Genomic DNA, 22,063 nt, shown 5'->3' with positions numbered 1-22,063 from the left:
CGTCGAATGCCTACTGATCGCTGATCGGGGCCGGGTAACGCACGAGTACCGGTGCGAAGGCGTCGGACAGCTCGCCGGGGATGAGTATCTCGTCGATTCCGTACTTCTCCCTTCGGATTTCGAGTACCTCGGCGGCGGCGGACGGGTCCGCGTCGAGGACGCCTGCCGCGCCCGCCGCCCGCAACTCGTCGGTGTTGAGGCCGAGCCGGGTGCTCGTCCAGTAGGGGAGCTGGTTGCCGATGCCGATCAGCTGATGGCTGAACGGGATGTCCCGGTCGGTGTTGTCGCGGACGATGTGGACCATGTCGGCCAGCTCTGCCTCGGTCACCCGGGGCCCGGCGGCGAGCAGGATGCGATCGGCGAATTTTGCTGCCGCGGCGAGCATTCGGGGGCCGCTGGCGGCCACGATGACCGACGGGGCCGGGGTGACCTGCGCGCGGACCGCCGCGATGGTGTCGGCCAGCTGCGCGCGGCGTTCGGCGGCGGAACCCCATGGCATGCCGAGGCGTTCGGCCTCGGCACCGGCGTCCGGTCGGCCGGAGCCGATGCCGAGCTCGAACCGTCCGTCCGAAAGTAGTTGCAGCGCGGCGGTTTCCCGGACCGTCGCGGCGGCGGTGCGCAGCGGAACGGCGAGCACGTTGGGGCGCAGCCGGACGGTGCTGGTGACGGCCGCCGCGGCGGCCAGCGTCGGGAACGGCGATGGGGTGTTCAGCGTGTCCGGCAGCAAGATCGTGTGGTAACCCTGCCGCTCGGCATCCCTTGCTGCGGTGGCCCATTCGGCGCCGGAGCGCGGGGTGATGACTAAGCCGAATTTCATGGTGGTCTCCCGTCTTCCCGCGTCAGCCCTTGGTCGGCCGCGTCGGCTCGCGCAGCACGGCGAGGCGGCTGCGGTACTGGTCCTCGGTGATCTCGCCGCGAGCGAAGGCGGCCCGCAGCGCGCCGACCCCGCTGTCCCGTCCGATGAACCGCCGCCGCGCGAAGAACGTCAGGGTGATGAAGGTGATCCAGAACAACAGCGGGAAAATCCAGAAGAACGGCCACGGGTGCCAGCCGTCGTCGTAATGGTCGGCCAGGAAGGTGATGACCTCGGGTTGTGCCGAAATGTTCATGAGCAAAGCCTGCGCCGCCGACCTACCCCAGGGCATCGGTCGTGCGGCGCTGCTCGCCGTACGCCTCGGCGCGTATGCCGGGGTACTTTGGATGGGGTTCGTCGACCGACCCGGGGGTGCTGAATGACAAATCCAGATCTGACACTGATCGCCGTACTGCTCGACCGGTCCGGGTCGATGCAGTCGATCAAATCCGATACCGAGGGCGGTTTCAGCGCCTTCATCGAGGAACAGCGCAAGGTGCCGAAGACGATCGAGGTGACGCTGGCGCGGTTCGACACCGAATACGAGTGCGTTTACGCGAACCGTCCGCTCGCGCAGGTGCCGCCGCTGGACCTGCAGCCGCGCGGCATGACCGCGCTATACGACGCGGTGGGCAGGCTGGTCACCGAAGTCGGCGCGGAGCTCGCGAAACGTTCCGAACACGAACGGCCGGGCACTGTCATTGTTGTCGTACTCACCGACGGTCACGAGAATTCCAGCAGGGAGTGGTCGCACGCCGCGGTGAAATCGCTGATCACCCAGCAGCAGGACGTCTACAACTGGAATTTCCTGTTCCTCGGCGCGAATATGGACGCGGTCGCCATCGGCACCCAAATGGGTTTCGATCCGAGCAACTCGATCACCTATGCCGCTGCGCCGCAGGGTGTTTCGGGCGTGTTCCGCGCGGCGTCGGCCAGCTCGGCCCGGCTGCAGGCCGCACCGCCCGGCGCGAAGCGCGGCGGATTCACCGATGCGGAACGCGAACAATCGAATCCCGGCGGCGGGTAGTCACTGCCAGCCCGGGCGCACCACGCCGGATTCATAAGCCAGCACGACCAATTGGGTGCGGTCGCGGGCGCCGAGTTTCATCAGAATGCGGCTGACGTGCGTGCGGGCGGTGGCGGGGCTCATGAAGAGCCGCTCGCCGATCTCGGCGTTGGTGAGCCCCTCGGCGACCAGCGCCATCACCTCGCGCTCGCGTTCGGTGAGCTCGGAAAGTGTTGCGGGCGGCGGTGTTTTGGCGTGTGCGGAGAATTCGGCGATCAGCCGGCGGGTGACGCCGGGGGAGAGCAGCGCGTCACCGGCCGCGACCACCCGGACCGCGCGCACCAGGTCGGCCGGTTCGGTGTGCTTGACCAGAAAGCCGGTCGCGCCGGCGCGCATCGCCTCGAAGACGTATTCGTCGAGCTCGAAGGTGGTCAGCACGACGACCCGCACCTCGGCCAGCTTGGCATCCTCGGCGATCATCCTGGTGGCGGCGAGGCCGTCCAGGATGGGCATCCTGATGTCCATCAGCACCACGTCCGGCAGCAGGCTGCGGGTCATCCGCACGGCCTGTTCGCCGTTGGCCGCCTCGCCGACCACCTCGATGCCGTCCTGCGCCTCGAGCAGCGCGACGAAACCGCCGCGTACCAGCGCCTGATCGTCGGCCACCAGGACCCGTATAGCCACCGTTCCTCCTACTGCGGCCCGTGCGCGCTGGACTGCTGCGCCTTGTCGCCTGGCCTGATCTGGCGGACATTGTCGGGCCGGGGCGCGTCGTCGGAGCGGCTGGGCGGCTTGCGTTCGCTCGGTGCCATGGGGCGCAACGGCAGTCGCGCCGCGACCCGGAAGCCGCCGCTCGGGCGTGGGCCCGCGGTGAGCGCGCCGCCGAGGGCGTGGGTGCGCTCCCGCATGCCGATGATCCCGTTGCCGCCGCTGGTGCCCGACCTGGACGCGGGCGCGGTCGGGCGGGCGTTGTCGACGGTGATATCGACCGACTGCGCCGCGTAGCGCACGGTCACCGTGGCCTCCGCGCCCGGCGCGTGCCGCACCACGTTGGTCAGCGACTCCTGGATGATCCGCGCGGCAGCCACGTCGATCACGCTCGGCAGCTGCTGCGGTTCACCGATGATCTTGGTATGCACCGATAAACCGGCCGCGCGGGCGCGCTGGAGCAGGGTGTCCAACTCGGCGATGCTCGGCGCGGGAGTCCGCGGTGCGGCCGGGCGCTCCTCGGCCTCGGCGGATTCGCTGGCGGCCCTGCCGGATTGCGCGTCTTCTGCCGGAACTCGTTCGGGGCCAGCGGAATTGCGCCCGCTCCAGCCGCGCGGCCTGCGCCGGCCCGGCGCGGTGCGCTCGACATCGGTGAATTCGTCCTCGTCGGCACCGGATTCGTCGACGACGGTGCCGCCGGTGCGAATCGTGTGCAGCAGCGTGTGCACCTCCGCGAGCGCGTCCCTGCTGGCCGTCTTTATCGCGTCCAGCGCGCCGGCGGCCTGCTCGGGCTTCTTGTCGAACAGCTCGAGCGCCACCGAGGATTGCACGTTGATCAGCGAAAGGCTGTGCGCCAGTACGTCGTGCAGCTCGCGGGCGATGGCGAGGCGCTCCTCGCTGGCCCGCCGTTCCCGCTGCGCCTCCTCGTCGCGGCGCGCGGCCTCGGCCCGCTGTCTGCGCGCCACCAGCACCGCCTTGCGCTGCCGGATGCCCTCCACCACGCACAGCAGCACGGAAAGCCAGGCCATCAGCGCGAAGATCTGCCACCCGTTGGCGCCTCGGCCGAACAGCTCGGGCACCGGCCAGACCAGCACCAGGTAGCCGACCGGCACGAGTGGGTAAGTCCACCAGCGTGATCCGGTGCTCGCGGCGGTCAGGAACGCGATGACCAGCGAGAAGAAGATCGGCCCGTATCCGTAGCCGAGCGCCAGGTAGGCGACGCAGGCCGCGAGCGCGACCAGCAGCACCGGCAGCGGCCGGGACCGCCGCCAGATCAGCGCGACCGGACCGGCGAGTAGTAGCAGGTAACCGAGGATGTCGAGGGAATTGTCGCCCATCCTCATATTCGCGAATGTGCCGCCGACGATCTGGAGCGCGGCCACGACAAGCGCCACACCCCAATCCCATCCGAGCGAGCTCCGGCTCGTAATGCTGTCCCGCCTCTCCGCGTATTCAGGCCAGACACGGGTGCCGAGCGAGTGACGTCGGCGGCTGGCGGTTATTTGGTGAGTGAGTCAGCCCGTGCCCGACGAGTTACCCATGTGCTTGCGAAATCAGTTGTTGTGTTCACAGACAGTAGCGTCTTGGGTGCGCTCGCGGCCGCTGTCGTGCCGGGCCTGTTCCGACAATACGACTACGCAAAGTATCCGGTCATCGTCCGCGCTACGTATACCGACGGTCGCCGCGCGACGGATGTGGTGGGCATGGTCCGAGGCGGATTCTCGGTGCATGACAGATTCGATCGTGGTCACCCGAGGGTTGACCAAACGCTACGGGGCTCAGGCGGCCGTCGACGGCGTGAGCATGAGCGTCGCGGCCGGGGAGATCTACGGGTTTCTCGGTCCGAACGGTGCGGGTAAGACGACCACGCTGCGGATGCTGGTCGGGCTCATCCGCCCGAGTGACGGCACCGCGACGGTGGCGGGGCACGCGCCGGGCGATCCCGCGGTGGTCCGCCGGATCGGTGTGCTCATCGAGGGCCCGGGTTTCTACCCGTATCTCTCCGGCCGGGACAACCTGCGGGTGCTCGCGAAATACCGCGGCATCGGCACGGCCGAGGTCGAGCACGCATTGGACCGGGTCGGCCTGACCGACCGGGCCGACGACAAGTTCCGCACCTACTCCCTGGGCATGAAGCAGCGGCTCGGCGTCGGCGCGGCCCTGCTGGGCAGGCCCGACCTGCTCATTCTGGACGAGCCGACGAACGGCCTCGATCCGCGGGGCATGGCCGAAATGCGGGAGCTGATCACCACTCTCGCCGCCGACGGGCACACGGTGCTGCTGTCGAGTCACATGCTCAGCGAGGTGCAGGAGATCTGCGATCGGGTCGGCGTGATCTCGCGGGGCAAGCTGCTCGTCGAGTCGACCGTCGCCGAATTACGCGGCGCCGCATCGCTTTTGCTGCGGGCCGAGCCATTGGAGGTGGCGTTCCCGGCCGTGCGCGGGGTGGTCGGCGAGCGCGCCGCGATGCTGACGTCGAGCGGCATCCGGATCGAGGCGGGCAACGGCACCGCGCCCGCGGTGGCCCGGGCGGTCATCGCGGCGGGTGCCGATCTGCTCGAGCTGCGGATCGACGAGAAGTCCCTGGAAGAAGTGTTTTTCGAAATGACTCAGCTGGAAGTGGCGAAATGACCGTGAAAGACCTGTTGGCGAGCACGAAGGCGGAGGCGCTGCGGCTGCGTAAGTGGCCCGCGTTCTGGATCCTCCTCGGTACCTGGATCCTGCTGAACCTCACCTTCGCCTACCTGTTCAATTATCTCGCCTACACCTCGGGCGAGTCGGGCCGGATGTCGAACGGCCTGCCGAAAGAGGCACTGCTGCACCAGATGCTGCCCGCCGCGGTGCCGGAGGTGTTCACCCAGGGCATGGCGATGTTCGGTGGCGCGCTGATGCTGGTGCTCGGCGCGCTGACCACCGGCAGCGGATATGGCTGGGGCACTTGGAAAACCGTGTTCACCCAGGGGCCGTCGCGGATCAGCGCGGTCGGTGGCGTGCTGGTGAGCCTCGTCGTCGTGGTGATCGGACTGGTGCTCACCGCCTTCGTCGTCGACACCGGGGTGGCGGCGTTGATCGGCGCGACGCAGTCGCAGGCGCTCGCGCTGCCGTCGCCGCACCAGTCCGCGCTCGGAATCCTCACGGGCATAGTGATTCTCGGCATGTGGACGTTGGCGGGCGCACTGATCGGCACCATCGCTCGCGGCCCGGCGCTGGCGGTCGGCCTCGGGTTGGTGTGGGTGCTGGTGGTGGAGAACCTGTTGCGCGGCGTGGCGTCCATCTTCTCGCCGATCGCGATCATTACCGATCACCTGCCCGGTACTGCCGCGGGCTCCATGGCGGGGGCGATGCGGACGGTCGGCGCGGGGACGCCCGGTGTGCTCGACATCCTGTCGCGCACCGAATCGCTGATCATGCTCGGGATCTACCTCGCGCTCTTCGTAGTAGGGACCCTGTGGCTGATGCGCAGACGCGATCTGGTGTGAGTTATCTGCCGAAAGCCGTTGATGGACAACCATCAACGGCTTTTCGCGGCTCAGTCGAGCACGGCGTGCGCGAGCTGTCGTAGCGCGTCGGCGATCTGTGCCGAGGTCAGCCCTCGGCTGCGTTGCTGCTGATAGACCTCGGCCCCCAATGGCGCGAGCAACGGATCGATGAGCGCGTCCGGCGCACGAATCTTGCCCGCCACCAACAGTGCTCGCACATGGGCATACCAGAATCCGTACGACCCCGTCGCGAATCGCGCACCGCCGGTCTCCGCACCCAGCACCAAATTCGCGTGCGCGTCCAGCAATTCGACCATCGCGGCGAAAAATGCGGCCAGCCGTTCCGCCGGTGGCGCGCCGGGTCCCAGCGGCGGTGCGCCACCGATCAACTGCTCCTGCAGCGCCCGTTCGTGCTCGTCGAGCAGCGCGACGGCGATCGAATTCGTGTCCGGGTAGCGGCGATACAGCGTGCCGCGGCCGACGCCTGCCGCCTTGGCGATGTCGTCCATTGTCACGGCGCGCGGGTCGCGGGTGGTGAACAGCTCCGCGGCCGCGGCGAGCACCTTGGCCCGGTTGCGAGCCGCGTCCGCGCGCTCGGCCGGGGCGGCCGCTTGCCCGGTGAGCAGATCCGTGTGCCTGGTCATGCGCTGACTGTACCCGAGTTCTGGAATAAGTGGACATTGTGTCCGGTTGTCGATACTGTCGATCCCTGGGATAAGTGGACACATCGTCCAATTGAAGTCGCGTAAACCCAGAGTGAGGTCTAGTTATGAGCACGTTGTTGCACTTGGACGCCAGCGCACGCACCAGCTCGATCAGTCGCGAGCTGAGTGCCGTCTTCGCCGACGCGTGGCGCGCCGAGAACCCCGACGGCGGCTACCACTACCGGGATCTGGCGGCCGACCCGATCCCGTTCATCGATGAGGCATGGACCGAGCTGTGCGACGCGGTGCTCGCGCGGCAGAACACCGACCTGCGTCGGCTCAGCGAACTAGTGCGTACGCCAGAACAGGCCGTCGCATGGGCGATCGTGGAAACGCTGCTGGCCGAGTTGCTTGCCGCGGACGTCATCCTGATCGGCACCCCGATGTACAACTACTCGGTCCCGGCGTCGCTCAAAGCATGGCTGGATCAGGTGACGTTCCCGCGAATGTCGCTGGGCCACCGTCGTTTCGTCGTCACCACCGCCCGGGGCGGCGCCTACTCGCCTGGTGCGCCGAAGGCCGCCTTCGACTACCAGGAGCGCTTCCTGCGCGACTTCTTCGCGGGCCATTTCGCCGTCGAGGACACGGTTTTCATCAATGCCGAACTGGCCAATGCCCGCCAGGATCCCGCGCTGGCGCACCTGCGCGGCAAGCACGACGAGTCGTACGCGCTCGCCCTCGGCGCCGCCCGCGATCTCGCGAAGGAGTACTGAGATGAACTGGGTGGTCCTCGGCATCGCGGGCCTGGTCGAGATCGTCTGGTCGCAGAGCATCAAACCGACGGAGAACTTCACCCGCCCGGTGCCCACCGTGATCTGCTTCGTGCTCGGCGTCACCGCGGTGTATCTGCTGTCCAGGGCCATGCAGACGCTGCCGGTCGGTACCGCGTACGCGATCTTCACCGGGATCGGTGCGGTCGGCGCCATCGGCCTCGGCGTCGTGTTCAACAAGGATCCGCTCAGCGCGGGCCGGGTGTTCGCGCTGTCGTTGATCATCGGTGGCATCGTGCTGGCCAGGGTCACCAATCCCGAGTGACAGCACTCGTTCTGTATCCAATAGCCCGATGCGACAACTGATTTCGTAAGGACATGGGTAACTCGCCGGGTACGGGGTAACGTGACCCGCGCCTCACCGTCGGCCGCCAACGCACCCGCGGTGGCACCTAACTCTGGCCTGAATACTCGGCGAGGCGGAACCGAAAGGACTGTGATGCCTACACGTACCGCGCGTACTGCCTGGACCGGCACTCTGCAGGAGGGCTCGGGACAGGTCGAGCTGGCCAGTTCCGGCGTCGGCAAGTACGACGTGTCGTTCCCGAAGCGTTCGGCCGAGGACGCCGACGGCACCACCAGCCCGGAGGAGCTCATCGCGGCGGCGCACTCGTCCTGCTACGCGATGGCGCTCTCGGCCCAGATCGGTAATGCGGGTGGCACCCCGGAGAGCCTGGATGTCAGCGCCGACGTCACCCTGGGCCCGGACCCGGCCGGCGGCTTCCGGATCAGCGGCATCAAGCTGACCGTGCGCGGCAAGGTCTCCGGCATCGACGCCGACGGCTTCGCCGCCGCGGCCGAGGCCGCCAAGGCGGGCTGCCCGGTCAGCAAGGCCCTGGCCGGCGTCGACCACATCCTCCTCGACGCGGCACTGGCGTAACGACCGACGAAGCTGCCCGGTTTACCACCCCTCGTGGGTAAACCGGGCAGTCGCGTTAGGCGGCAACTGATTTCGTGCGGACGTGGGTAACTCGCCGGGGGTGAGCTAACCCGCCTGCTCCGTCACTGCCGCCGCGCGGGGGAGAAGTAGCGGCGGGCCGCGGGGCGGTACATCGCGGGGATTGCCACCAGGACCGCGACGACGTGGACCGCGCGGAACATGCCGATCAGCGCGGATTCGACGGTGATGTGGGCGAAGAGGTCGCCGAACTTGTCCGCGGACAGCAGCGCCGCGAGCGGTTCGATGATCAGGGAGAGCAGGCCGATCACGCCGATGCCGAAGGTCAGCAGAATGCGGGCCCAGCGGGCGCCGTGCGTCATTCGGATCGCGACGATGAGCACGACCAGGTAGATCCCGACTCGCACGCCGAGACCGGTCGCCAAGCCCGCCAGGTCGACCTCGTCGCGCTCCAGCAGTAGCGCGGTCTGCACGATCGCCTCGGCGACCCCGGCGAGCAGGGCGGCAACCAGACCGACGAACGCGACGCGGACGGGGCGTGGTGGTTGCGCTGGTGCGCCCGAACGCAGCGGTGCGGGCCAAAGGGAAAGGGCGGTGCCGGTCATGACACCGACACTGCCCTTCGTCTTCTGGACGCGGATCAGCCCGCGGTAGCGATCGACTCTCGTACCGGAGTATCACTGCGCGTGGCGAATTCGCTGAGCGCGGCGAAGCCGAGGGCCAGGCAGGCCCACAGCGTCGCGGTCTCGGCCAGCGAGGCCGCCCGGAACTGCCACAGCAGCGCGGCCGGGAAGTCCGCCTTCACCTCGTTGATGCCCGGCAGCAGGATGTAGCCCGCCGCGGCGACGAGGACGAACGCGGCGAGGCCGCCGATCAGCCGCAACGTGCTCAGCCGGCCGCGCAGCAACTTGTAGACGTACACGCTCGCGCCGACGGCCACCAGACCGAGCAGCACGGCGGCCACCCAGAGCAGGGTGCGCTGGTTGATCGTCTCCGGATCACCGACCGCCGGTGGGTTCGCCGGGTACTTGAAGAACGGCACCGCCACGATCGCGGCCCAGCCGCCGAGCCCGAGTCCGAGCGCGAGCTTCGGCCCGGACAGCGTGCTGTAGCGGCGGGCGAAGTGGGCGACGGAGGCGAAGATGGCACCGAGCGCGAGACCGGCCAGGCCGAGCGCGAGGAACTGTCCCGCCTTCTGTCCGGTCCGGCTGACCAGCGGTTCTTCCTCGTCACCGTGCGAATGGCCGGTCCCCTCCGGCTGCGCGCCGTGCGGATGATCCGCCGCCGCCGAACCGGCTTCCTCGATGGCGATGGCGGCATCGACCTTCGGCTCGCCGACGAAGAAGCCGACCGAGGCGGCCAGCAGACCGGCGATGAGACCGGCCAGCAGGCCGCGCAGCAACAGGGTCTTGAGTGAACCGATCAGCGGGACGGCAGCCGACGGAGTCGGCGGGTTGGCTGAGGTCAGTGGCACGGAAGGCCCAGCAGGTGGCGTCCGTCGTGCATCAGCTCATGCAGGTACATCCCGCTGCGCGAGATGACGCCCTGATCGAAGCCGACCAGGTACAGCGTGAGCAGTGCGAGTAGAACGACACCGACTGCGACGAGCACAGCGGCCAGTGAATCGGTTGCCCGGCTCGGCGAATGCGCGATTGCCATGTGAGTCCTCCTAGGGATGCGCGTCCCGTCGAATGGGTGCGAAGATGCCGGTGTCTGGCTATCCGGCACCCAGGAACTCGGTGCATGGAACACAGTGGCGCGACCGCTCCGGAATTTCACCGGATTCCCGCATCACCCTCGCGTTTTGTCATTCGAACTGTGACACCTGGAGGCACCGGCCGTCAATACGACCAGCGCGGTGGCACCCCGGTGCCGGGCGAGTCGCCGGGCAGGTCAGCCTGCCCGGCAACGCTCGAAACGTCAGTCGGCGGCCTTCGCGGACACGTCGAGGACGACCTCGAATTCCAGCAGCGACGCACCCGTGGAGACCGGCTGCTGCCGCTCGCCTGCGTGCGCCTCGCGCGCGGGCCCGTCCCGCCACGCCGTGAACGACTCTTCCGAATCCCACTGGGTGACAACGAAGTACCGCTTGTCACCGGCGACCGGCCGGAGCAACTGGAAGCCGAGGAAACCGGGCGAGCCCTCGACCGCGTGCGCACGGTGGGCGAACCGCTTCTCCAACTCGGGGCCCGCGCCCTCGGGAACCTCGATCGCGTTGATCTTCACAACAGCCATGGGCTCGACAATACGACCGCCCGGTATGGGTCATATCGGGGGTACCGCACACCGCGCGAGCGAGCCCGGCAGAATCAGCGGGGTGTTGCACGACGAAGGCGGAGCGGGTGTACCGATCCTGCTGCTGCACGGATTGATGGGCAGTGCCAGGACCTGGCACGAGCAGCTGGACTGGCTGCGCGACTACGGCCACGTCTACACCTTCGACGCGGCCGGGCACGGCAGGCCGGCACCGGAGGAGCTGACCACCGAGGCATTCGTCGCCGATCTGGCCGCCGCGACCTCGGACATCACCGAATCCATGGTGGTGATCGGGCATTCGATGGGCGCGCTGCACGGCTGGGTGTTCGCCGCGACCTACCCCGAGCGGGTGCGCGCGCTGGTGATCGAGGACATCGCCCCGGATTTCACCGGCCGGACGGCGGCGAACTGGGCGGCGATGATCGAGGCGTGGCCGCAACCGTTTCCGAACGCGGACGCGGTGCTGAAGTTCTTCGGGCCGGTCGCCGGGCGGTACTTCCTCAATTCGTTCGAGCACGGCCCGGACGGATATCGGCTGCACGGATCGGTGGCGACGTTCCGCGATATCTCCGACGAGTGGGGGAGCCGCGACTTCTGGCCACAGTGGCACGCCATCCGGGTGCCCGCGCTGCTGCTCGAGGGCGAGCACACCATCACCCCGCCCGGCCAGATGCGGCAGATGGCCGAGACGCATCCCGATGCCGACTACGTACTCGTTTCCGGCGCAGCCCATCTCGTGCACGACGACCAACCCGGGCAATACCGCACCGCCGTTGCACGTTTCCTCCGCCGCGTCCTCACCCCCGAGTCGCACCCGTCCTGACTCCCCGCGCACTTCTTGATTTCCGAAAGGCGTGCGGCTGTGGGGTCAGGGGGCATTGCCGCCCTCCCCGGCGAGCGCGAAGAGGCCGTCTGTGGTCTGCTCGATCAGTCCGTCGACCAGCAGCGAGTCCAGTGCCCGGGCGCGCTGACCGGGGTCGCGCGGCCAAGCCAGGTCCAGGCTGACTCGCTCCACCGGACCCGTCGCGCCGCGGAGAACGTCGAGCAGCCTGCCGCGCGCCTGGCGATCGGTGCCCTCGTATTTCTGTGTGCGACGGACGATTTCGGAGACGGGGCGGCCCGCCGCGACCCATGCGCAAGTCGGCAAGGGGCAACGCGAACAGTCCGGTGTGCGCGCCGTGCACACCGTCGCACCCAGTTCCATCAGCGCGGCCGAGAACACGGCCGCACGGTCGATCTGTTGCGGCAGCAGCGCTTCCGTCTCGGGCAGATCCCGCGACGACGGATTCCCCGCCTCGGCGCGACCGTGCACGGCCCGGGCAACCACCCGACGAACGTTGGTGTCCACCACCGGAACCCGTTGCCCGTAGGCGAAACAGGCGACCGCCCGCGCCGTGTACGCCCCGATGCCGGGCAGGCCGAGCAGCACGTCCACCTCGGTGGGCACCTCGTCGCCATGCTCAGCGGCCAGCACCCGCGCGCATTCGTGCAGCCGCAGCGCCCGGCGCGGATAACCGAGCTTGCCCCACGCGCGCAACACCTCGGCCTGCGAGGAGGCCGCCATCGCCGAGGGCACCGGCCAGCGCGCCACCCATTCCCGCCAGATCGGCTCGACCCGGACCACCGGGGTCTGCTGCAGCATGATCTCGCTCATCAGGATCTGCCACGCGGTGACCTCGCCGCGACGCCACGGTAGGTCGCGCGCGGTCTCCTCGTACCAGTCGAGCAACACGTCCGCATCGATGCTGTTCGGTGCTTTCCTCACGGTTCCTGTCCTACTGCCGCTGGCCGGTATTTGCCGACCCGTAACCAAACGAACTCGCTGGTAACACAAGCCATGTGCACAATGGTGGGTATGCCTGATTCAAATCCGATCAGTGCCTGGAAGTCTTTGCGTGAAGGCAACGACCGTTTCGTCTCCGGTGCGCTGCAGCATCCTAGCCAGGGCGCTGTCGATCGAGCCAAGCTCGTCGATGGCCAGCATCCGTCCGCGATCCTCTTCGGCTGCGGTGACTCCAGGGTCGCCGCCGAGTTGATCTTCGACCAGGGCCTCGGCGATATGTTCGTGGTACGCACCGCGGGCCACGTCGTCGACAGCTCGGTGCTCGGTTCGATCGAGTACGGGGTACAGGTCCTCGACGTTCCGCTGATCGTGGTGCTCGGGCACGACAGCTGCGGCGCGGTGAAAGCCACCATCGATGCGCTGGACGGCGGCGAGGTACCAGGCGGATTCATCCGCAGCGTGGTCGAGCGGGTCACGCCTTCCATTCTGATCGGCCGCAGGGAGGGGCTGTCCACCGTCGACGAGATGGAGGCCAGGCATGTGGTCGAGACCAGCAGGCTGCTCATGCAGCGGTCGATGATCATCTCGCAGCGCGTCGCGACCGGCGAATGCGCGATCGCATGTGTCACATACAAGCTCGCCGACGGACAGGTGAAGTTGCAGCGTGTCGTCGGCAACATCGGCGAGCTCGCCTGAGCCGGGGTCGCCGCCGTTTGCCCAGCGTGCGGGCCGGAATTTACTCGCCACGATCGCGTATTCCGGACCGACACGCCGTGCGCATGAGTCATCGCGCCCGGTCGTGCCCTTACCGTTGAGGCGTGCTGGAACCGAATGGACCGCTGCCACCGGAGATCTATTGGCGTCGTCGCGCATTGGCGATCGGCGCACTGGTCGTCGCGCTGGCGCTGGTCATCTGGCTCGTGCTGACGGTGTCCCGCGGTGGCGACTCGCCCGGTGACACCAAGTCCGTCGCGGCCGGATCGTCGTCTACGACGACGAGCAAGCCCGCCGATGTCACCACGACAAAGGCCGCGGGCCCAAGCGAATCCGGCGCGCCCGCGACGTCGAGCGGCGCCTCGCCCGCCTCGAACGAGCCCGCCCAGGGGCCGGGGCAGTGCCCCGATCAGTCGCTGGCGATCAAGATCAGTGTGGACCAGCCGACCTATCGGGTCGGCGAGCAGCCGAACTTCCGGATCGTCATCACCAACATCTCCAGCTCGCCGTGTCAGCGGGACATGAACCTGGCCCAGATCCAGGCGTCGGTGCTGTCGCTGGACGGTCAGCGCCGGTTCTGGACGGGTTCGGATTGCTCGCCGGTCGACGAGTCGAACCAGCGGAACCTGAAACCCGGTGAGCAGGCGCTGTTCACGGTGCGCTGGTCGGGCACCACGTCCCAGCAGGGCTGCGTCGGCGAGCGGGTGCCGGTGCCCGCCGGTGCGTACCAGGTCATCGCGCAATTCGGCTCGCTGCACAGCTCGCCGGAACCGTTCAATCTGACGCCGGCCTGAGCAAACCCGGATTCGGCTGGGCCCGTTAGAAATCGGGTGCCACTTCCTTCGGCTCCTTCTGCGCGCGTTGCTTGCGCGTGCCGGTGATGCGGATGGCCGAGCGCACGTCGGCGACCTCGTGGATCTTCATGCCGCCACGCTTGAGCGGGGTGAAACCGGGCGGCACCAGCGCGGTGGTGAAGCCGAGCCGCTCGGCCTCGGCCAGCCTGCGCTCGAGGCCGGTCACCTTGCGCACCTCGCCGGCCAGGCCCACCTCGCCGAGGATCACCCAGCCCGCCGGAATGGCCACCTCGGAATTGGCGCTGGCGATGGCGAGCGTGATGGCCAGGTCGGCGGCGGGCTCCAGCAGCCGCATGCCGCCGACCGTCGCGGCGTACACGTCGGACTTGCCGAGGAACACCTTGCCGCGGCTCTGCAGCACGGCTAGCACCATCGCAACCCGGTTGTAGTCGAGCCCGCTGACCGCGCGGCGCGGATTCGGGATCTCGGTCTCCACCGTCAGCCCCTGCACCTCGGCCACCAACGGCCGCTTGCCGTCCATCGCTACGGTGACCGCGGTGCCCGACACCGAATCGGTGCGGTGGTGCAGGAACAGGCCGGACGGGTCGTCGACGCAGGCGATGCCGTCCTCGTGCAGCTCGAAACAGCCGACCTCGTCCGCGCTGCCGAAGCGATTCTTCAGGCCGCGCACCATGCGCAGCGACGAGTTCTTGTCGCCCTCGAACTGCAGCACCACGTCGACAAGGTGTTCCAGGGTGCGCGGGCCCGCGACATTGCCGTCCTTGGTGACGTGCCCGACCAGCAGCACCGCGATCCCGCTCGCCTTGGCCAGCGAGGTCAGCGCCGAAGTCACCGCGCGCACCTGGGTGACGCCACCGATCACGCCGTCCACCTCGGGCGCGAGCATGGTCTGCACCGAGTCGACCACCAGCAGCGTCGGCCGCACCTGCTCGACGTGCCCGAGCACGGTCGAAAGATCGGATTCCGCGGCCAGATACACCCTTTCGTGCACCGCGCCGGTGCGGTCGGCGCGCAGCCGCACCTGTCCCGCCGATTCCTCCGCGGTGACGTAGAGCGACTTCGCGTCGTGCTGCCTGGCCCAGCGGTGCGCGACCTCGAGCAGCAGCGTCGACTTGCCGACGCCTGGCTCGCCGGAGAGCAGCACCACCGAGCCGGGGACGACGCCGCCGCCGAGCACCCGGTCGAGCTCGCTGACCCCGGTCGGCCGCGCCCTGGTGATCTTGGAGTCGATGGTGGAGATCGGGGCGGCGGCGGTGCTCGGCAGCATCGCGCGCCTGGCCGGTGCGCCCGCACCCGTCGCCGCGACGGCTACCTCGTCGACGGTGCCCCACGCGCCGCAGTCGGGGCACTTACCCACCCACTTGGCGACCTCGTGCGTGCAGGCGGAGCACCGGAAGATCGACCTGGTCTTTGCCACACGCGCACCTTACGTACCGCGTCCGACAACATGCCCGCCCGCGGCTCGCGCCAGGCCGGATAAAGAACGGCTGCCGCACCGATTGGTGTGGCAGCCGTCTCTGTAAGGGGGCTAGACGCTCAGTGTCCGCCGGTGTGCTCGGCCTCGGCCGCGCCGGACTTGTCCGACTCGTGCCGCTCGGTGGCGCCCGCGTCGACCGGCACCTGGACCTGCACGGTGCCGTTCTGCTTGAAGTTGAACGCCACGTTGTAGGTGAGGCCAGGCGTGATGTCCTTGGACAGGCCGGTGATCTCGATCAGGATCGGGTGCGCCTCGGGATCGGTGGTCGCCTCGGCCACGTCGGCGTGGTCGGTGCCGTGCGCGTCCGGCTTGGCCGAGGTCGGCGCGGCCGGGGAGGTCGGCGCCGCGCCGTGCGCGTCACCCGCGGGTGACGCGGCCTTGACCGGCTTGGTGGCCGCGACCACGGTTTGCTGCGGCGCCAGCTCCACCGTCGCCTTGCCGGTCGCCGGGGTGATCTTCACGGTCCCGAGGTCGGTGGTGAGGCTGGTCAGCTCGTCGGGCACCGACGGGCTGTTGTTGATGATCGACAGCGCGATCACCGCCTTGCCGCCCTTGGTGTTGTTGTATTCGGTGCCCTGAGCGGGGAAGACGATGTGCACGTTGCGCAGCGCGATCTTGCCGATGTCGGCGTGGTTGCCGTTGATCGCGGCAACCTGGTCCGCGGTCTGCGAGATCTGGCCCGAACTACAGCCGGTCAGTGCGATCGCCGCGCCCGCGGCGAGTGCGGCAACCGGCACCATGCGACGTCGCGCCTTCTTCAGGGCGGTCACAGCTTTCAGGGCAGTCACGGGTTGTCCCTCCATGTCGACCGGGTCACTCCGCAAGGGAGAGTAGTAACTAGGCAGCGTAGTAGTTCCGCCAGCGGACCGAGAGCCGGGGCTCGCGACGCGCGGGTCGTTGGTAACAGATCGGTCGAGCATCGGCGGATCGCGGACGCGCTGCCAGGTCAGGTCGGGGGGCCGGGACGGGGGCAGCGCGGGGAGGTAACCCGTTCTGGCACAACATAATGCACAACAGGCGGTCATTGTCAAGCCCCGCCGCCGCCTCGTTGTGGCCCTGACCTGCACAGTTGATCGCGCCGTTACCGAGTCGCATGTTAAACTGTGAACATCGAAAGGGGCACGGGACACATGATTTTTAAGGTCGGAGACACCGTCGTTTACCCCCACCACGGAGCGGCGCTGATCGAAGCTATCGAGACTCGCACCATCAAGGGTGAGCAAAAAGAGTATCTGGTCCTGAAGGTCGCCCAAGGCGATCTGACTGTTCGGGTTCCCGCAGAGAACGCTGAATACGTCGGCGTACGTGATGTCGTCGGCCAGGAAGGTCTCGATAAAGTCTTCCAGGTCCTGCGCGCGCCACATACGGAGGAGCCGACCAACTGGTCCCGCCGTTACAAGGCCAACCTGGAGAAGCTCGCCTCCGGCGATGTGAACAAGGTGGCCGAGGTCGTCCGCGACCTGTGGCGTCGAGAGCAGGATCGCGGCCTGTCCGCCGGTGAGAAGCGGATGCTCGCCAAGGCCCGTCAGATCCTCGTCGGTGAGCTCGCGCTCGCCGAGGGGACCGATGACGGCAAGGCCGAGACGCTGCTGGACGAGGTCCTCGCCGCGGCTTCCTGACCGTGAATAATCTCGACAACGGTGCTCGTCTCACCGACGGAACCGTCGTTGCTTTGGTGCCTGCCGCCGGTCGCGGCGTCCGCCTGGGTGAAGCCACACCCAAGGCGTTCGTCCCGATCGGCGGCAGCCCTATGGTCCGACTCGCCGTCGAAGGCTTGATCGCCTCCGGCGCGGTCGATCGGATCATCGTTATGGTTCCCGCCGAATTCGTCGAGAGCGCCGTTGCCCTGCTGCCGCCCTCGGATTCGGTGCACGTGGTCGTCGGCGGCGCCGAACGCATCGACTCGGTGCGGGCAGGCCTCGCCGCCGCACCCGAGGCCGCCTACTACCTCGTGCACGATGCCGCGCGCGCCCTCACGCCGCCCGAGCTCATCGCTCGCGTCGCCACCGAGTTGCGCGCCGGACATCTCGCCGTGGTCCCCGCGCTTCCGGTCACCGACACCATCAAGTCCGTCGACGCGGCGGGCGCGGTCACCGGCACCCCGGACCGCGCACAGCTGCGCGCCATTCAAACTCCGCAAGGCTTCGCGGGCGAACTGCTGCGCTCGGCCTACCTGTCCGAGGGCGTCCAAGCCACCGATGACGCCGGACTGGTCGAACTGCTCGGCAACCAGGTGCACACCATCCCTGGCGACCCCCTGGCTTTCAAAATCACCACCCCGCTCGATCTGGTGCTCGCACACGCGGTGCTCGACGGCGCGGACGCGCGCCGGGCGGTGGCCTGGTGACCATGCGAGTCGGCATCGGCAGCGACGTGCACCCCATCGAACCCGGCCGCCCATGCTGGATGGCCGGACTGCGCTTCGACGGCGACGACGGCTGCGCCGGACACTCCGACGGTGACGTCGCCGCCCACGCCCTCTGCGACGCGCTGCTGTCCGCGGCCGGGCTCGGCGATGTCGGCGCGGTCTTCGGCACCGGACGCCCGGAATGGGCGGGCGTCTCCGGCGCCGCCATGCTGAAGGAAGTGCGCAGGCTGCTCGGCGAGGCCGGCTTCGAAGTCGTCAACGCGGCGGTCCAGGTGATCGGCAATCGACCCAAGATCGGACCGCGCCGCGACGAGGCCCAGCAATTGCTCGGTGAGCTGCTCGGCGCCCCCGTCTCGGTTTCCGGCACCACCACCGATGGCCTCGGGCTCACCGGCCGCGGCGAAGGCATTGCCGCCATGGCTACCGCCCTGCTGCAATCCTGTCGCTGACCCCGCTCCGAAGGACCTGAGCCGGGTCCGGGTACAGCCTCATCTACCAGCTAGGATCGAACGCCGTGACGCTGCGCCTTTTTGACACCGACACGCGGACCATGCGCGACTTCGCGCCCCTGGTCCCCGGCCGGGCCACGGTGTACCTGTGTGGTGCCACCGTGCAGGGCGCGCCACACATCGGCCACGTGCGCAGCGGCGTCGCCTTCGACGTGCTGCGCCGCTGGCTGCTCGCGCACGACTACGACGTGTGGTTCATCCGCAACGTCACCGACATCGAGGACAAGATCCTCAACAAGGCCGCCGAGGCGGGCAGGCCGTGGTGGGAGTGGGCGGCCACCTACGAGCGCGCCTTCGACAACGCCTACGAGACCCTCGGCGTGCTGCCGCCGTCGGTGGAGCCGCGGGCTACCGGCCACATCACGCAGATGGTCGACATGATGCGGCGACTGATCGATCGCGGGCACGCCTACGCCTCCGAGGGCAACGTCTACTTCGACGTGGTGAGCTACCCCGACTACGGCAGCCTGTCCGGTCATCGCCTCGATGACGTGCATCAGGGCGAGAGCGCGGGCGAAGGCAAGCGCGACCAGCGCGACTTCACCCTGTGGAAGGCCGCCAAACCCGGCGAGCCGACCTGGCCGTCGCCGTGGGGACCGGGTCGTCCCGGCTGGCATCTGGAATGCTCCGCGATGGCCGAGTTCTACCTCGGCCCCGACTTCGATATCCATTGCGGCGGAATGGATCTGGTGTTCCCGCACCACGAGAACGAGATCGCCCAATCCAAGGCGGCCGGCGACGGTTTCGCCCAGTATTGGCTGCACAACGGCTGGGTGACCATGGGCGGCGAGAAGATGTCCAAGTCGCTGGGCAACGTGCTGTCGGTGCCGAACGTGCTCACCCATGTGCGCGCCGTGGAACTGCGGTTCTACCTCGGCAGCGCGCACTACCGCTCGATGCTGGAGTACTCGGACAAGGCGCTCAACGACGCGGCCCAGTCCTATCAGCGCATCGAGGCCTTCATCCACCGGACCGCGGACCGCGCGGGCGACATCCCGGTCGGCAAGTGGACCGACGCGTTCGCCGCGGCCATCGATGACGACCTCGCCGTGCCGAAGGCCCTTGCCGAAATCCACCGCGTGGTGCACGAGGGCAACAAGGCGCTCGAATCGGGCGCGATCGACAGCGCGCGGGACCTGGCCGGACAGCTCCGCGCCATGCTCGGTATTCTGGGTGTCGACCCGCTGGATCCGCACTGGTTCACCCCACGCGACTCGTCGGCGGCACTTGGCGCGCTCGACGTGCTGGTGCGCGCCGAGCTCGACCGCCGTCAACAGGCGCGAGCAGACAAGGATTGGGCGAGCGCCGATGCCGCGCGCGATCGATTGCAGGCAGCCGGAATCGAGGTCACCGACACGCAAAATGGGCCTGAATGGGCCCTTGGCGCTGCGCCGCTTACGGCGCCGGACGCGCTACAACCTGGAAAGGCCAAGTAATGGCAGGCAATTCGCAGCGTCGTGGTGCGATCCGCAAGGGCGGAACCAAAAAGGGCGCCGTCGTCGGCTCCGGCGGTAAGCGCAGGCGCGGGCTCGAGGGTCGCGGCGCGACCCCGCCCGCCGTCGAGCGCACCAAGCATCCCGCGGCCAAGCGCGCCGCCGCCGCGGCGAAGGCCGCCGCCAAGGGCGGCAGTGGCCCGCGTGGCAGCGCGGGCCGCGCGGCCGGACGCAAGGACGACGACGCTCCGGAAATGGTGCTCGGTCGCAACCCGGTGGTCGAGTGCCTGCGTGCGGGCGTGCCCGCCTCGGCGCTGTATGTCGCACTCGGCGCGGAGAACGACGAACGGCTGTCCGAAAGCGTGCAGCTGGCCGCCGACGCGGGCATCTCCATTCTCGAGGTGCCGCGCGGCGACCTGGACCGGTTGAGCGCCAACGGTTTGCACCAGGGCGTCGGCCTGCAGGTGCCGCCGTACCGCTACGCGCATCCGGACGATCTGCTCGCCGAGGTCCGCAATTCGCCGGAGCCCGCGCTGCTGGTCGCCCTGGACAACATCACCGACCCGCGCAACCTCGGCGCCGTGATCCGTTCGGTCGCCGCCTTCGGTGGCCAGGGCGTGTTGATCCCGCAGCGCCGCAGCGCCAGCGTCAGCGCGGTCGCCTGGCGAACCAGCGCCGGTGCCGCCGCGCGGCTGCCCGTCGCCCGCGCCACCAATCTGACTCGCACGCTAAAGGATTGGGCCTCGCAGGGCATCCAGGTGGTCGGCCTCGACGCGGGCGGCGACACCACCCTCGACGACTTCGACGGCCGCGAACCCACCGTCATCGTGGTCGGCTCGGAGGGCAAGGGCCTGTCGCGCCTGGTCCGCGAGAACTGCGACTCGATCCTCGGCATCCCGATGGCGGGCCCGGTCGAATCGCTGAACGCCTCGGTGGCCGCGGGCGTCGTCCTCGCCGAGATCGCCCGCCAGCGCCGAGGCTGAGCACCGCGGGATCCGCGATCGGATCCGGCCATCTGAAAATTGCCGCGCGACAACTGATTTGGCGAGAACGCGGGTAACTCGCCGGGCACGCCCGAAACTTGCCCGGCTGCTCGACCGCAGGCCCGGCGCGAAACGCGCCCGGGCACACCGCGACCGGCAAAAGTCTCGGAGAGGCGGAGGAGCACCGTAGAATTCGGCTCGTGGTGATACCCAACCAGCCCATCGGGAATCCGGTCGAGCATCCAAACGCGACGGCGGTGCTGTGGCTCGGTGCGGCGAGCGTGCTCTGCTGTGGCGTGCTCGGGCCGGTGGCGTGGGCGATGGGTAAGCGGGCACTGGATCAGATCGAGGAATCCCACGGCGCCTACGGTGGGCGCGTTCAGGTGGTGGTCGGGTACGTCCTCGGCATCATCGGCACCGTCTTGATGATCGTCTTCGCGCTGCTGTACCTGATGATCCTGCTCGGCGGCCACGCTTAGCCTAGGCTGGGTCGCTCCTGGTCGCCCTTGTCGTCCCAGGCCGGCCATTCCTCGCTGACGCTGCCGGTCCAATTGGGTTGTCTGCGTTCCTTGAACGCCGCCATCGCCTCGCCGCCGTCGATGCTCTTGGTGACGTGCTCGTTCAGGTCGGTCTCCAGCTGCCCGACCATGGTCGGGCTCATCCCGAGTCCCTCCCACAGCAGCCGCTTGGACATCGCCACCGGCAGCGGCGCGGACCCGTTGGCGATGTCGTGCGCGATGGCCAGCGCCATCGGCAGCACCTCGCCGCCCGGCATGCACCCGTTGGCCAGGCCCATCGCCTTGGCCTCGTCGCCGTCGAAGGTGCGACCGGTCAGCATGATGTCCGCGGCATTGGCCATGCCGACCAGGCGGGGCAGCGTCCAGTGCGAGTAGCCGTCGGCGAGTACGCCGCGCCGAACCTGGTTGAGGCCGTAGATCGCGTCCTGCGCCATGTAGCGCAGGTCGCACTGCAACGCCAGGGCGAGCCCGATGCCGACCGCGTGCCCGTTCACCGCGGCGATCACCGGTTTGCGCACCCGCCACGGCGCGGGCTCGATGGTGGCGCTGACGTCGCCGACCCGGCTGGATAGATCCGCGCCCGCGCAGAACGCGGGCGGGGTGCCGGTGATCACGACGGCCCGGATGTTGTCCTCGACATCGCAGCGCTGCAACGCGGCGCTCAATTCGGCGGCCATTGCCGGGGTGAAGGCGTTCTGCTGAGCGGGCCGATTGAGCGTGAGCACGGCGATGCCCGCGGAGACATCGACGTGCAGTTCCGAACTCATGCCAGCGATGTTAGTCCAGGAG

General features: G+C 68.5%; 28 protein-coding genes and 1 riboswitch. Of the genes, 15 read left to right on the top strand and 13 right to left on the bottom strand.

The annotated features are described in order from the left end of the window. Positions 1-10 precede the first annotated feature (10 nt). Complete coding sequence (locus tag ACIBCN_RS12230; RefSeq protein WP_396991564.1) at positions 11-817, bottom strand: LLM class flavin-dependent oxidoreductase; 807 nt, start codon at positions 815-817, stop codon at positions 11-13. A gap of 22 nt (positions 818-839) precedes the next feature. Further along, positions 840-1,109, bottom strand: coding sequence for a hypothetical protein (locus tag ACIBCN_RS12225; protein ID WP_396991563.1), 270 nt, complete (start codon positions 1,107-1,109; stop codon positions 840-842). A gap of 123 nt (positions 1,110-1,232) precedes the next feature. Between ACIBCN_RS12225 and ACIBCN_RS12220 the strand changes: the two genes are divergently transcribed. Continuing rightward, positions 1,233-1,880 carry a VWA domain-containing protein gene (locus ACIBCN_RS12220; protein ID WP_396991562.1) on the top strand — a complete coding sequence of 216 codons (648 nt, stop codon included), beginning with the start codon at positions 1,233-1,235 and terminating at the stop codon, positions 1,878-1,880. Here the strand turns inward: ACIBCN_RS12220 and ACIBCN_RS12215 are convergent, their stop codons facing one another. Both ACIBCN_RS12215 and ACIBCN_RS12210 read right to left on the bottom strand, forming a co-directional pair. Then, positions 1,881-2,543, bottom strand: coding sequence for a response regulator (locus ACIBCN_RS12215; RefSeq protein WP_396991561.1), 663 nt, complete (start codon positions 2,541-2,543; stop codon positions 1,881-1,883). It abuts the gene before it with no gap. 8 nt (positions 2,544-2,551) lie between these two features. Beyond that, positions 2,552-3,961, bottom strand: coding sequence for a sensor histidine kinase (locus tag ACIBCN_RS12210; protein ID WP_396991560.1), 1,410 nt, complete (start codon positions 3,959-3,961; stop codon positions 2,552-2,554). A 334-nt stretch (positions 3,962-4,295) separates the two neighbouring features. Here ACIBCN_RS12210 and ACIBCN_RS12205 point away from each other — a divergent pair, with 334 nt between their 5' ends. Both ACIBCN_RS12205 and ACIBCN_RS12200 read left to right on the top strand, forming a co-directional pair. After that, complete coding sequence (locus tag ACIBCN_RS12205) at positions 4,296-5,198, top strand: ABC transporter ATP-binding protein (RefSeq protein ID WP_396991559.1); 903 nt, start codon at positions 4,296-4,298, stop codon at positions 5,196-5,198. Then, complete coding sequence (locus ACIBCN_RS12200; RefSeq protein ID WP_396991558.1) at positions 5,195-6,046, top strand: ABC transporter permease; 852 nt, start codon at positions 5,195-5,197, stop codon at positions 6,044-6,046. Before ACIBCN_RS12205 ends, ACIBCN_RS12200 begins: the two co-directional genes overlap by 4 nt. Before the next feature lie 50 nt (positions 6,047-6,096). Here ACIBCN_RS12200 and ACIBCN_RS12195 read toward each other — a convergent pair whose 3' ends face one another. Continuing rightward, positions 6,097-6,690, bottom strand: a complete 594-nt coding sequence (locus ACIBCN_RS12195) for a TetR/AcrR family transcriptional regulator (protein ID WP_396991557.1) — start codon at positions 6,688-6,690, stop codon at positions 6,097-6,099. A 125-nt stretch (positions 6,691-6,815) separates the two neighbouring features. On the opposite strand from ACIBCN_RS12195, the gene ACIBCN_RS12190 reads away from it, so the two are divergent. From ACIBCN_RS12190 to ACIBCN_RS12180, 3 genes are all read left to right on the top strand, one after another. Beyond that, the gene (locus tag ACIBCN_RS12190) at positions 6,816-7,463 is read left to right on the top strand and encodes an FMN-dependent NADH-azoreductase (protein ID WP_396991556.1); all 648 of its coding nucleotides are present in this window, start codon (positions 6,816-6,818) and stop codon (positions 7,461-7,463) included. 1 nt (position 7,464) lies between these two features. Next, positions 7,465-7,785 carry a DMT family transporter gene (locus ACIBCN_RS12185; RefSeq protein WP_396991555.1) on the top strand — a complete coding sequence of 107 codons (321 nt, stop codon included), beginning with the start codon at positions 7,465-7,467 and terminating at the stop codon, positions 7,783-7,785. 174 nt (positions 7,786-7,959) lie between these two features. After that, entirely contained in the window at positions 7,960-8,400 is a 441-nt protein-coding gene (locus ACIBCN_RS12180) for an OsmC family peroxiredoxin (RefSeq protein WP_396991554.1), read from the top strand. A gap of 122 nt (positions 8,401-8,522) precedes the next feature. Here ACIBCN_RS12180 and ACIBCN_RS12175 read toward each other — a convergent pair whose 3' ends face one another. The 4 genes from ACIBCN_RS12175 to mhuD all read right to left on the bottom strand — a co-directional run bounded on the left by ACIBCN_RS12175 (position 8,523) and on the right by mhuD (position 10,653). Next, a complete protein-coding gene (locus ACIBCN_RS12175; protein WP_396991553.1) occupies positions 8,523-9,023 on the bottom strand; it encodes a hypothetical protein in 501 nt (166 codons plus the stop codon). A 35-nt stretch (positions 9,024-9,058) separates the two neighbouring features. Next, positions 9,059-9,892: a CbtA family protein gene (locus ACIBCN_RS12170; protein ID WP_396991552.1), complete on the bottom strand. Its 834-nt coding sequence runs from the start codon at positions 9,890-9,892 to the stop codon at positions 9,059-9,061. Further along, on the bottom strand, positions 9,883-10,077 hold the full coding sequence (locus ACIBCN_RS12165; RefSeq protein ID WP_396991551.1) for a CbtB-domain containing protein: 195 nt from the start codon (positions 10,075-10,077) through the stop codon (positions 9,883-9,885). Before ACIBCN_RS12165 ends, ACIBCN_RS12170 begins: the two co-directional genes overlap by 10 nt. 27 nt (positions 10,078-10,104) lie before the next feature. After that, positions 10,105-10,260, bottom strand: a riboswitch (cobalamin riboswitch). 78 nt (positions 10,261-10,338) lie between these two features. Further along, positions 10,339-10,653 (bottom strand): mycobilin-forming heme oxygenase MhuD, encoded by a 315-nt coding sequence (gene mhuD, locus ACIBCN_RS12160; RefSeq protein ID WP_396991550.1) that lies wholly within the window; start codon positions 10,651-10,653, stop codon positions 10,339-10,341. 82 nt (positions 10,654-10,735) lie between these two features. On the opposite strand from mhuD, the gene ACIBCN_RS12155 reads away from it, so the two are divergent. Further along, on the top strand, positions 10,736-11,497 hold the full coding sequence (locus tag ACIBCN_RS12155) for an alpha/beta fold hydrolase (protein WP_396991549.1): 762 nt from the start codon (positions 10,736-10,738) through the stop codon (positions 11,495-11,497). Between the two features lie 45 nt (positions 11,498-11,542). Here ACIBCN_RS12155 and ACIBCN_RS12150 read toward each other — a convergent pair whose 3' ends face one another. Beyond that, positions 11,543-12,439, bottom strand: a complete 897-nt coding sequence (locus tag ACIBCN_RS12150) for an A/G-specific adenine glycosylase (protein ID WP_396991548.1) — start codon at positions 12,437-12,439, stop codon at positions 11,543-11,545. Positions 12,440-12,529: 90 nt separating this feature from the next. Between ACIBCN_RS12150 and ACIBCN_RS12145 the strand changes: the two genes are divergently transcribed. Beyond that, entirely contained in the window at positions 12,530-13,153 is a 624-nt protein-coding gene (locus ACIBCN_RS12145) for a carbonic anhydrase (protein ID WP_396991547.1), read from the top strand. A 122-nt stretch (positions 13,154-13,275) separates the two neighbouring features. Then, on the top strand, positions 13,276-13,965 hold the full coding sequence (locus ACIBCN_RS12140) for a hypothetical protein (protein ID WP_396991546.1): 690 nt from the start codon (positions 13,276-13,278) through the stop codon (positions 13,963-13,965). A gap of 25 nt (positions 13,966-13,990) precedes the next feature. On the opposite strand, the gene radA is transcribed toward ACIBCN_RS12140, so the two are convergent. Both radA and ACIBCN_RS12130 read right to left on the bottom strand, forming a co-directional pair. Then, positions 13,991-15,403 carry a DNA repair protein RadA gene (gene radA, locus ACIBCN_RS12135; protein ID WP_396991545.1) on the bottom strand — a complete coding sequence of 471 codons (1,413 nt, stop codon included), beginning with the start codon at positions 15,401-15,403 and terminating at the stop codon, positions 13,991-13,993. 119 nt (positions 15,404-15,522) lie between these two features. Beyond that, a complete protein-coding gene (locus ACIBCN_RS12130) occupies positions 15,523-16,251 on the bottom strand; it encodes a hypothetical protein (protein WP_396991544.1) in 729 nt (242 codons plus the stop codon). Between the two features lie 342 nt (positions 16,252-16,593). Here ACIBCN_RS12130 and carD point away from each other — a divergent pair, with 342 nt between their 5' ends. The 6 genes from carD (at position 16,594) to ACIBCN_RS12100 (ending at position 21,235) form a co-directional block, all read left to right on the top strand. Next, the gene (gene carD / locus ACIBCN_RS12125; protein WP_058853337.1) at positions 16,594-17,082 is read left to right on the top strand and encodes an RNA polymerase-binding transcription factor CarD; all 489 of its coding nucleotides are present in this window, start codon (positions 16,594-16,596) and stop codon (positions 17,080-17,082) included. A gap of 2 nt (positions 17,083-17,084) precedes the next feature. Next, complete coding sequence (ispD, locus tag ACIBCN_RS12120) at positions 17,085-17,810, top strand: 2-C-methyl-D-erythritol 4-phosphate cytidylyltransferase (protein WP_396991543.1); 726 nt, start codon at positions 17,085-17,087, stop codon at positions 17,808-17,810. Between the two features lie 2 nt (positions 17,811-17,812). Continuing rightward, on the top strand, positions 17,813-18,280 hold the full coding sequence (ispF, locus tag ACIBCN_RS12115) for a 2-C-methyl-D-erythritol 2,4-cyclodiphosphate synthase (RefSeq protein ID WP_396991882.1): 468 nt from the start codon (positions 17,813-17,815) through the stop codon (positions 18,278-18,280). A gap of 65 nt (positions 18,281-18,345) precedes the next feature. Further along, positions 18,346-19,776 (top strand): cysteine--tRNA ligase, encoded by a 1,431-nt coding sequence (gene cysS / locus ACIBCN_RS12110; RefSeq protein WP_396991542.1) that lies wholly within the window; start codon positions 18,346-18,348, stop codon positions 19,774-19,776. Beyond that, entirely contained in the window at positions 19,776-20,756 is a 981-nt protein-coding gene (gene rlmB / locus ACIBCN_RS12105) for a 23S rRNA (guanosine(2251)-2'-O)-methyltransferase RlmB (protein ID WP_396991541.1), read from the top strand. Before cysS ends, rlmB begins: the two co-directional genes overlap by 1 nt. 200 nt (positions 20,757-20,956) lie before the next feature. Next, positions 20,957-21,235 carry a DUF4190 domain-containing protein gene (locus ACIBCN_RS12100; protein WP_396991540.1) on the top strand — a complete coding sequence of 93 codons (279 nt, stop codon included), beginning with the start codon at positions 20,957-20,959 and terminating at the stop codon, positions 21,233-21,235. Here ACIBCN_RS12100 and ACIBCN_RS12095 read toward each other — a convergent pair. Beyond that, complete coding sequence (locus ACIBCN_RS12095) at positions 21,232-22,041, bottom strand: enoyl-CoA hydratase/isomerase family protein (RefSeq protein WP_396991539.1); 810 nt, start codon at positions 22,039-22,041, stop codon at positions 21,232-21,234. The two genes, ACIBCN_RS12100 and ACIBCN_RS12095, sit on opposite strands and share 4 nt — an antisense overlap. Positions 22,042-22,063 lie beyond the last annotated feature (22 nt).

The organism is Nocardia sp. NPDC051052 (assembly GCF_044456045.1).
Classification (GTDB): Bacteria; Actinomycetota; Actinomycetes; order Mycobacteriales; family Mycobacteriaceae; genus Nocardia.
This window is presented reverse-complemented; position numbering and strand designations above follow the sequence as displayed.

What these genes read in the sequence shown, in the direction of transcription:
- ACIBCN_RS12230 (WP_396991564.1), bottom strand. Translation starts at nt 817, where the DNA reads ATGAAATTCGGCTTAGTCATCACCCCGCGCTCCGGCGCCGAATGGGCC.
- ACIBCN_RS12225 (WP_396991563.1), bottom strand. Translation starts at nt 1,109, where the DNA reads ATGAACATTTCGGCACAACCCGAGGTCATCACCTTCCTGGCCGACCAT.
- ACIBCN_RS12165 (WP_396991551.1), bottom strand. Translation starts at nt 10,077, where the DNA reads ATGGCAATCGCGCATTCGCCGAGCCGGGCAACCGATTCACTGGCCGCT.
- ACIBCN_RS12175 (WP_396991553.1), bottom strand. Translation starts at nt 9,023, where the DNA reads ATGACCGGCACCGCCCTTTCCCTTTGGCCCGCACCGCTGCGTTCGGGC.
- ispF (WP_396991882.1), top strand. Translation starts at nt 17,813, where the DNA reads ATGCGAGTCGGCATCGGCAGCGACGTGCACCCCATCGAACCCGGCCGC.
- ACIBCN_RS12205 (WP_396991559.1), top strand. Translation starts at nt 4,296, where the DNA reads ATGACAGATTCGATCGTGGTCACCCGAGGGTTGACCAAACGCTACGGG.
- ACIBCN_RS12190 (WP_396991556.1), top strand. Translation starts at nt 6,816, where the DNA reads ATGAGCACGTTGTTGCACTTGGACGCCAGCGCACGCACCAGCTCGATC.
- ACIBCN_RS12220 (WP_396991562.1), top strand. Translation starts at nt 1,233, where the DNA reads ATGACAAATCCAGATCTGACACTGATCGCCGTACTGCTCGACCGGTCC.
- ACIBCN_RS12145 (WP_396991547.1), top strand. Translation starts at nt 12,530, where the DNA reads ATGCCTGATTCAAATCCGATCAGTGCCTGGAAGTCTTTGCGTGAAGGC.
- ACIBCN_RS12200 (WP_396991558.1), top strand. Translation starts at nt 5,195, where the DNA reads ATGACCGTGAAAGACCTGTTGGCGAGCACGAAGGCGGAGGCGCTGCGG.
- ACIBCN_RS12180 (WP_396991554.1), top strand. Translation starts at nt 7,960, where the DNA reads ATGCCTACACGTACCGCGCGTACTGCCTGGACCGGCACTCTGCAGGAG.
- ACIBCN_RS12195 (WP_396991557.1), bottom strand. Translation starts at nt 6,690, where the DNA reads ATGACCAGGCACACGGATCTGCTCACCGGGCAAGCGGCCGCCCCGGCC.
- mhuD (WP_396991550.1), bottom strand. Translation starts at nt 10,653, where the DNA reads ATGGCTGTTGTGAAGATCAACGCGATCGAGGTTCCCGAGGGCGCGGGC.
- ACIBCN_RS12185 (WP_396991555.1), top strand. Translation starts at nt 7,465, where the DNA reads ATGAACTGGGTGGTCCTCGGCATCGCGGGCCTGGTCGAGATCGTCTGG.
- carD (WP_058853337.1), top strand. Translation starts at nt 16,594, where the DNA reads ATGATTTTTAAGGTCGGAGACACCGTCGTTTACCCCCACCACGGAGCG.
- rlmB (WP_396991541.1), top strand. Translation starts at nt 19,776, where the DNA reads ATGGCAGGCAATTCGCAGCGTCGTGGTGCGATCCGCAAGGGCGGAACC.
- ACIBCN_RS12095 (WP_396991539.1), bottom strand. Translation starts at nt 22,041, where the DNA reads ATGAGTTCGGAACTGCACGTCGATGTCTCCGCGGGCATCGCCGTGCTC.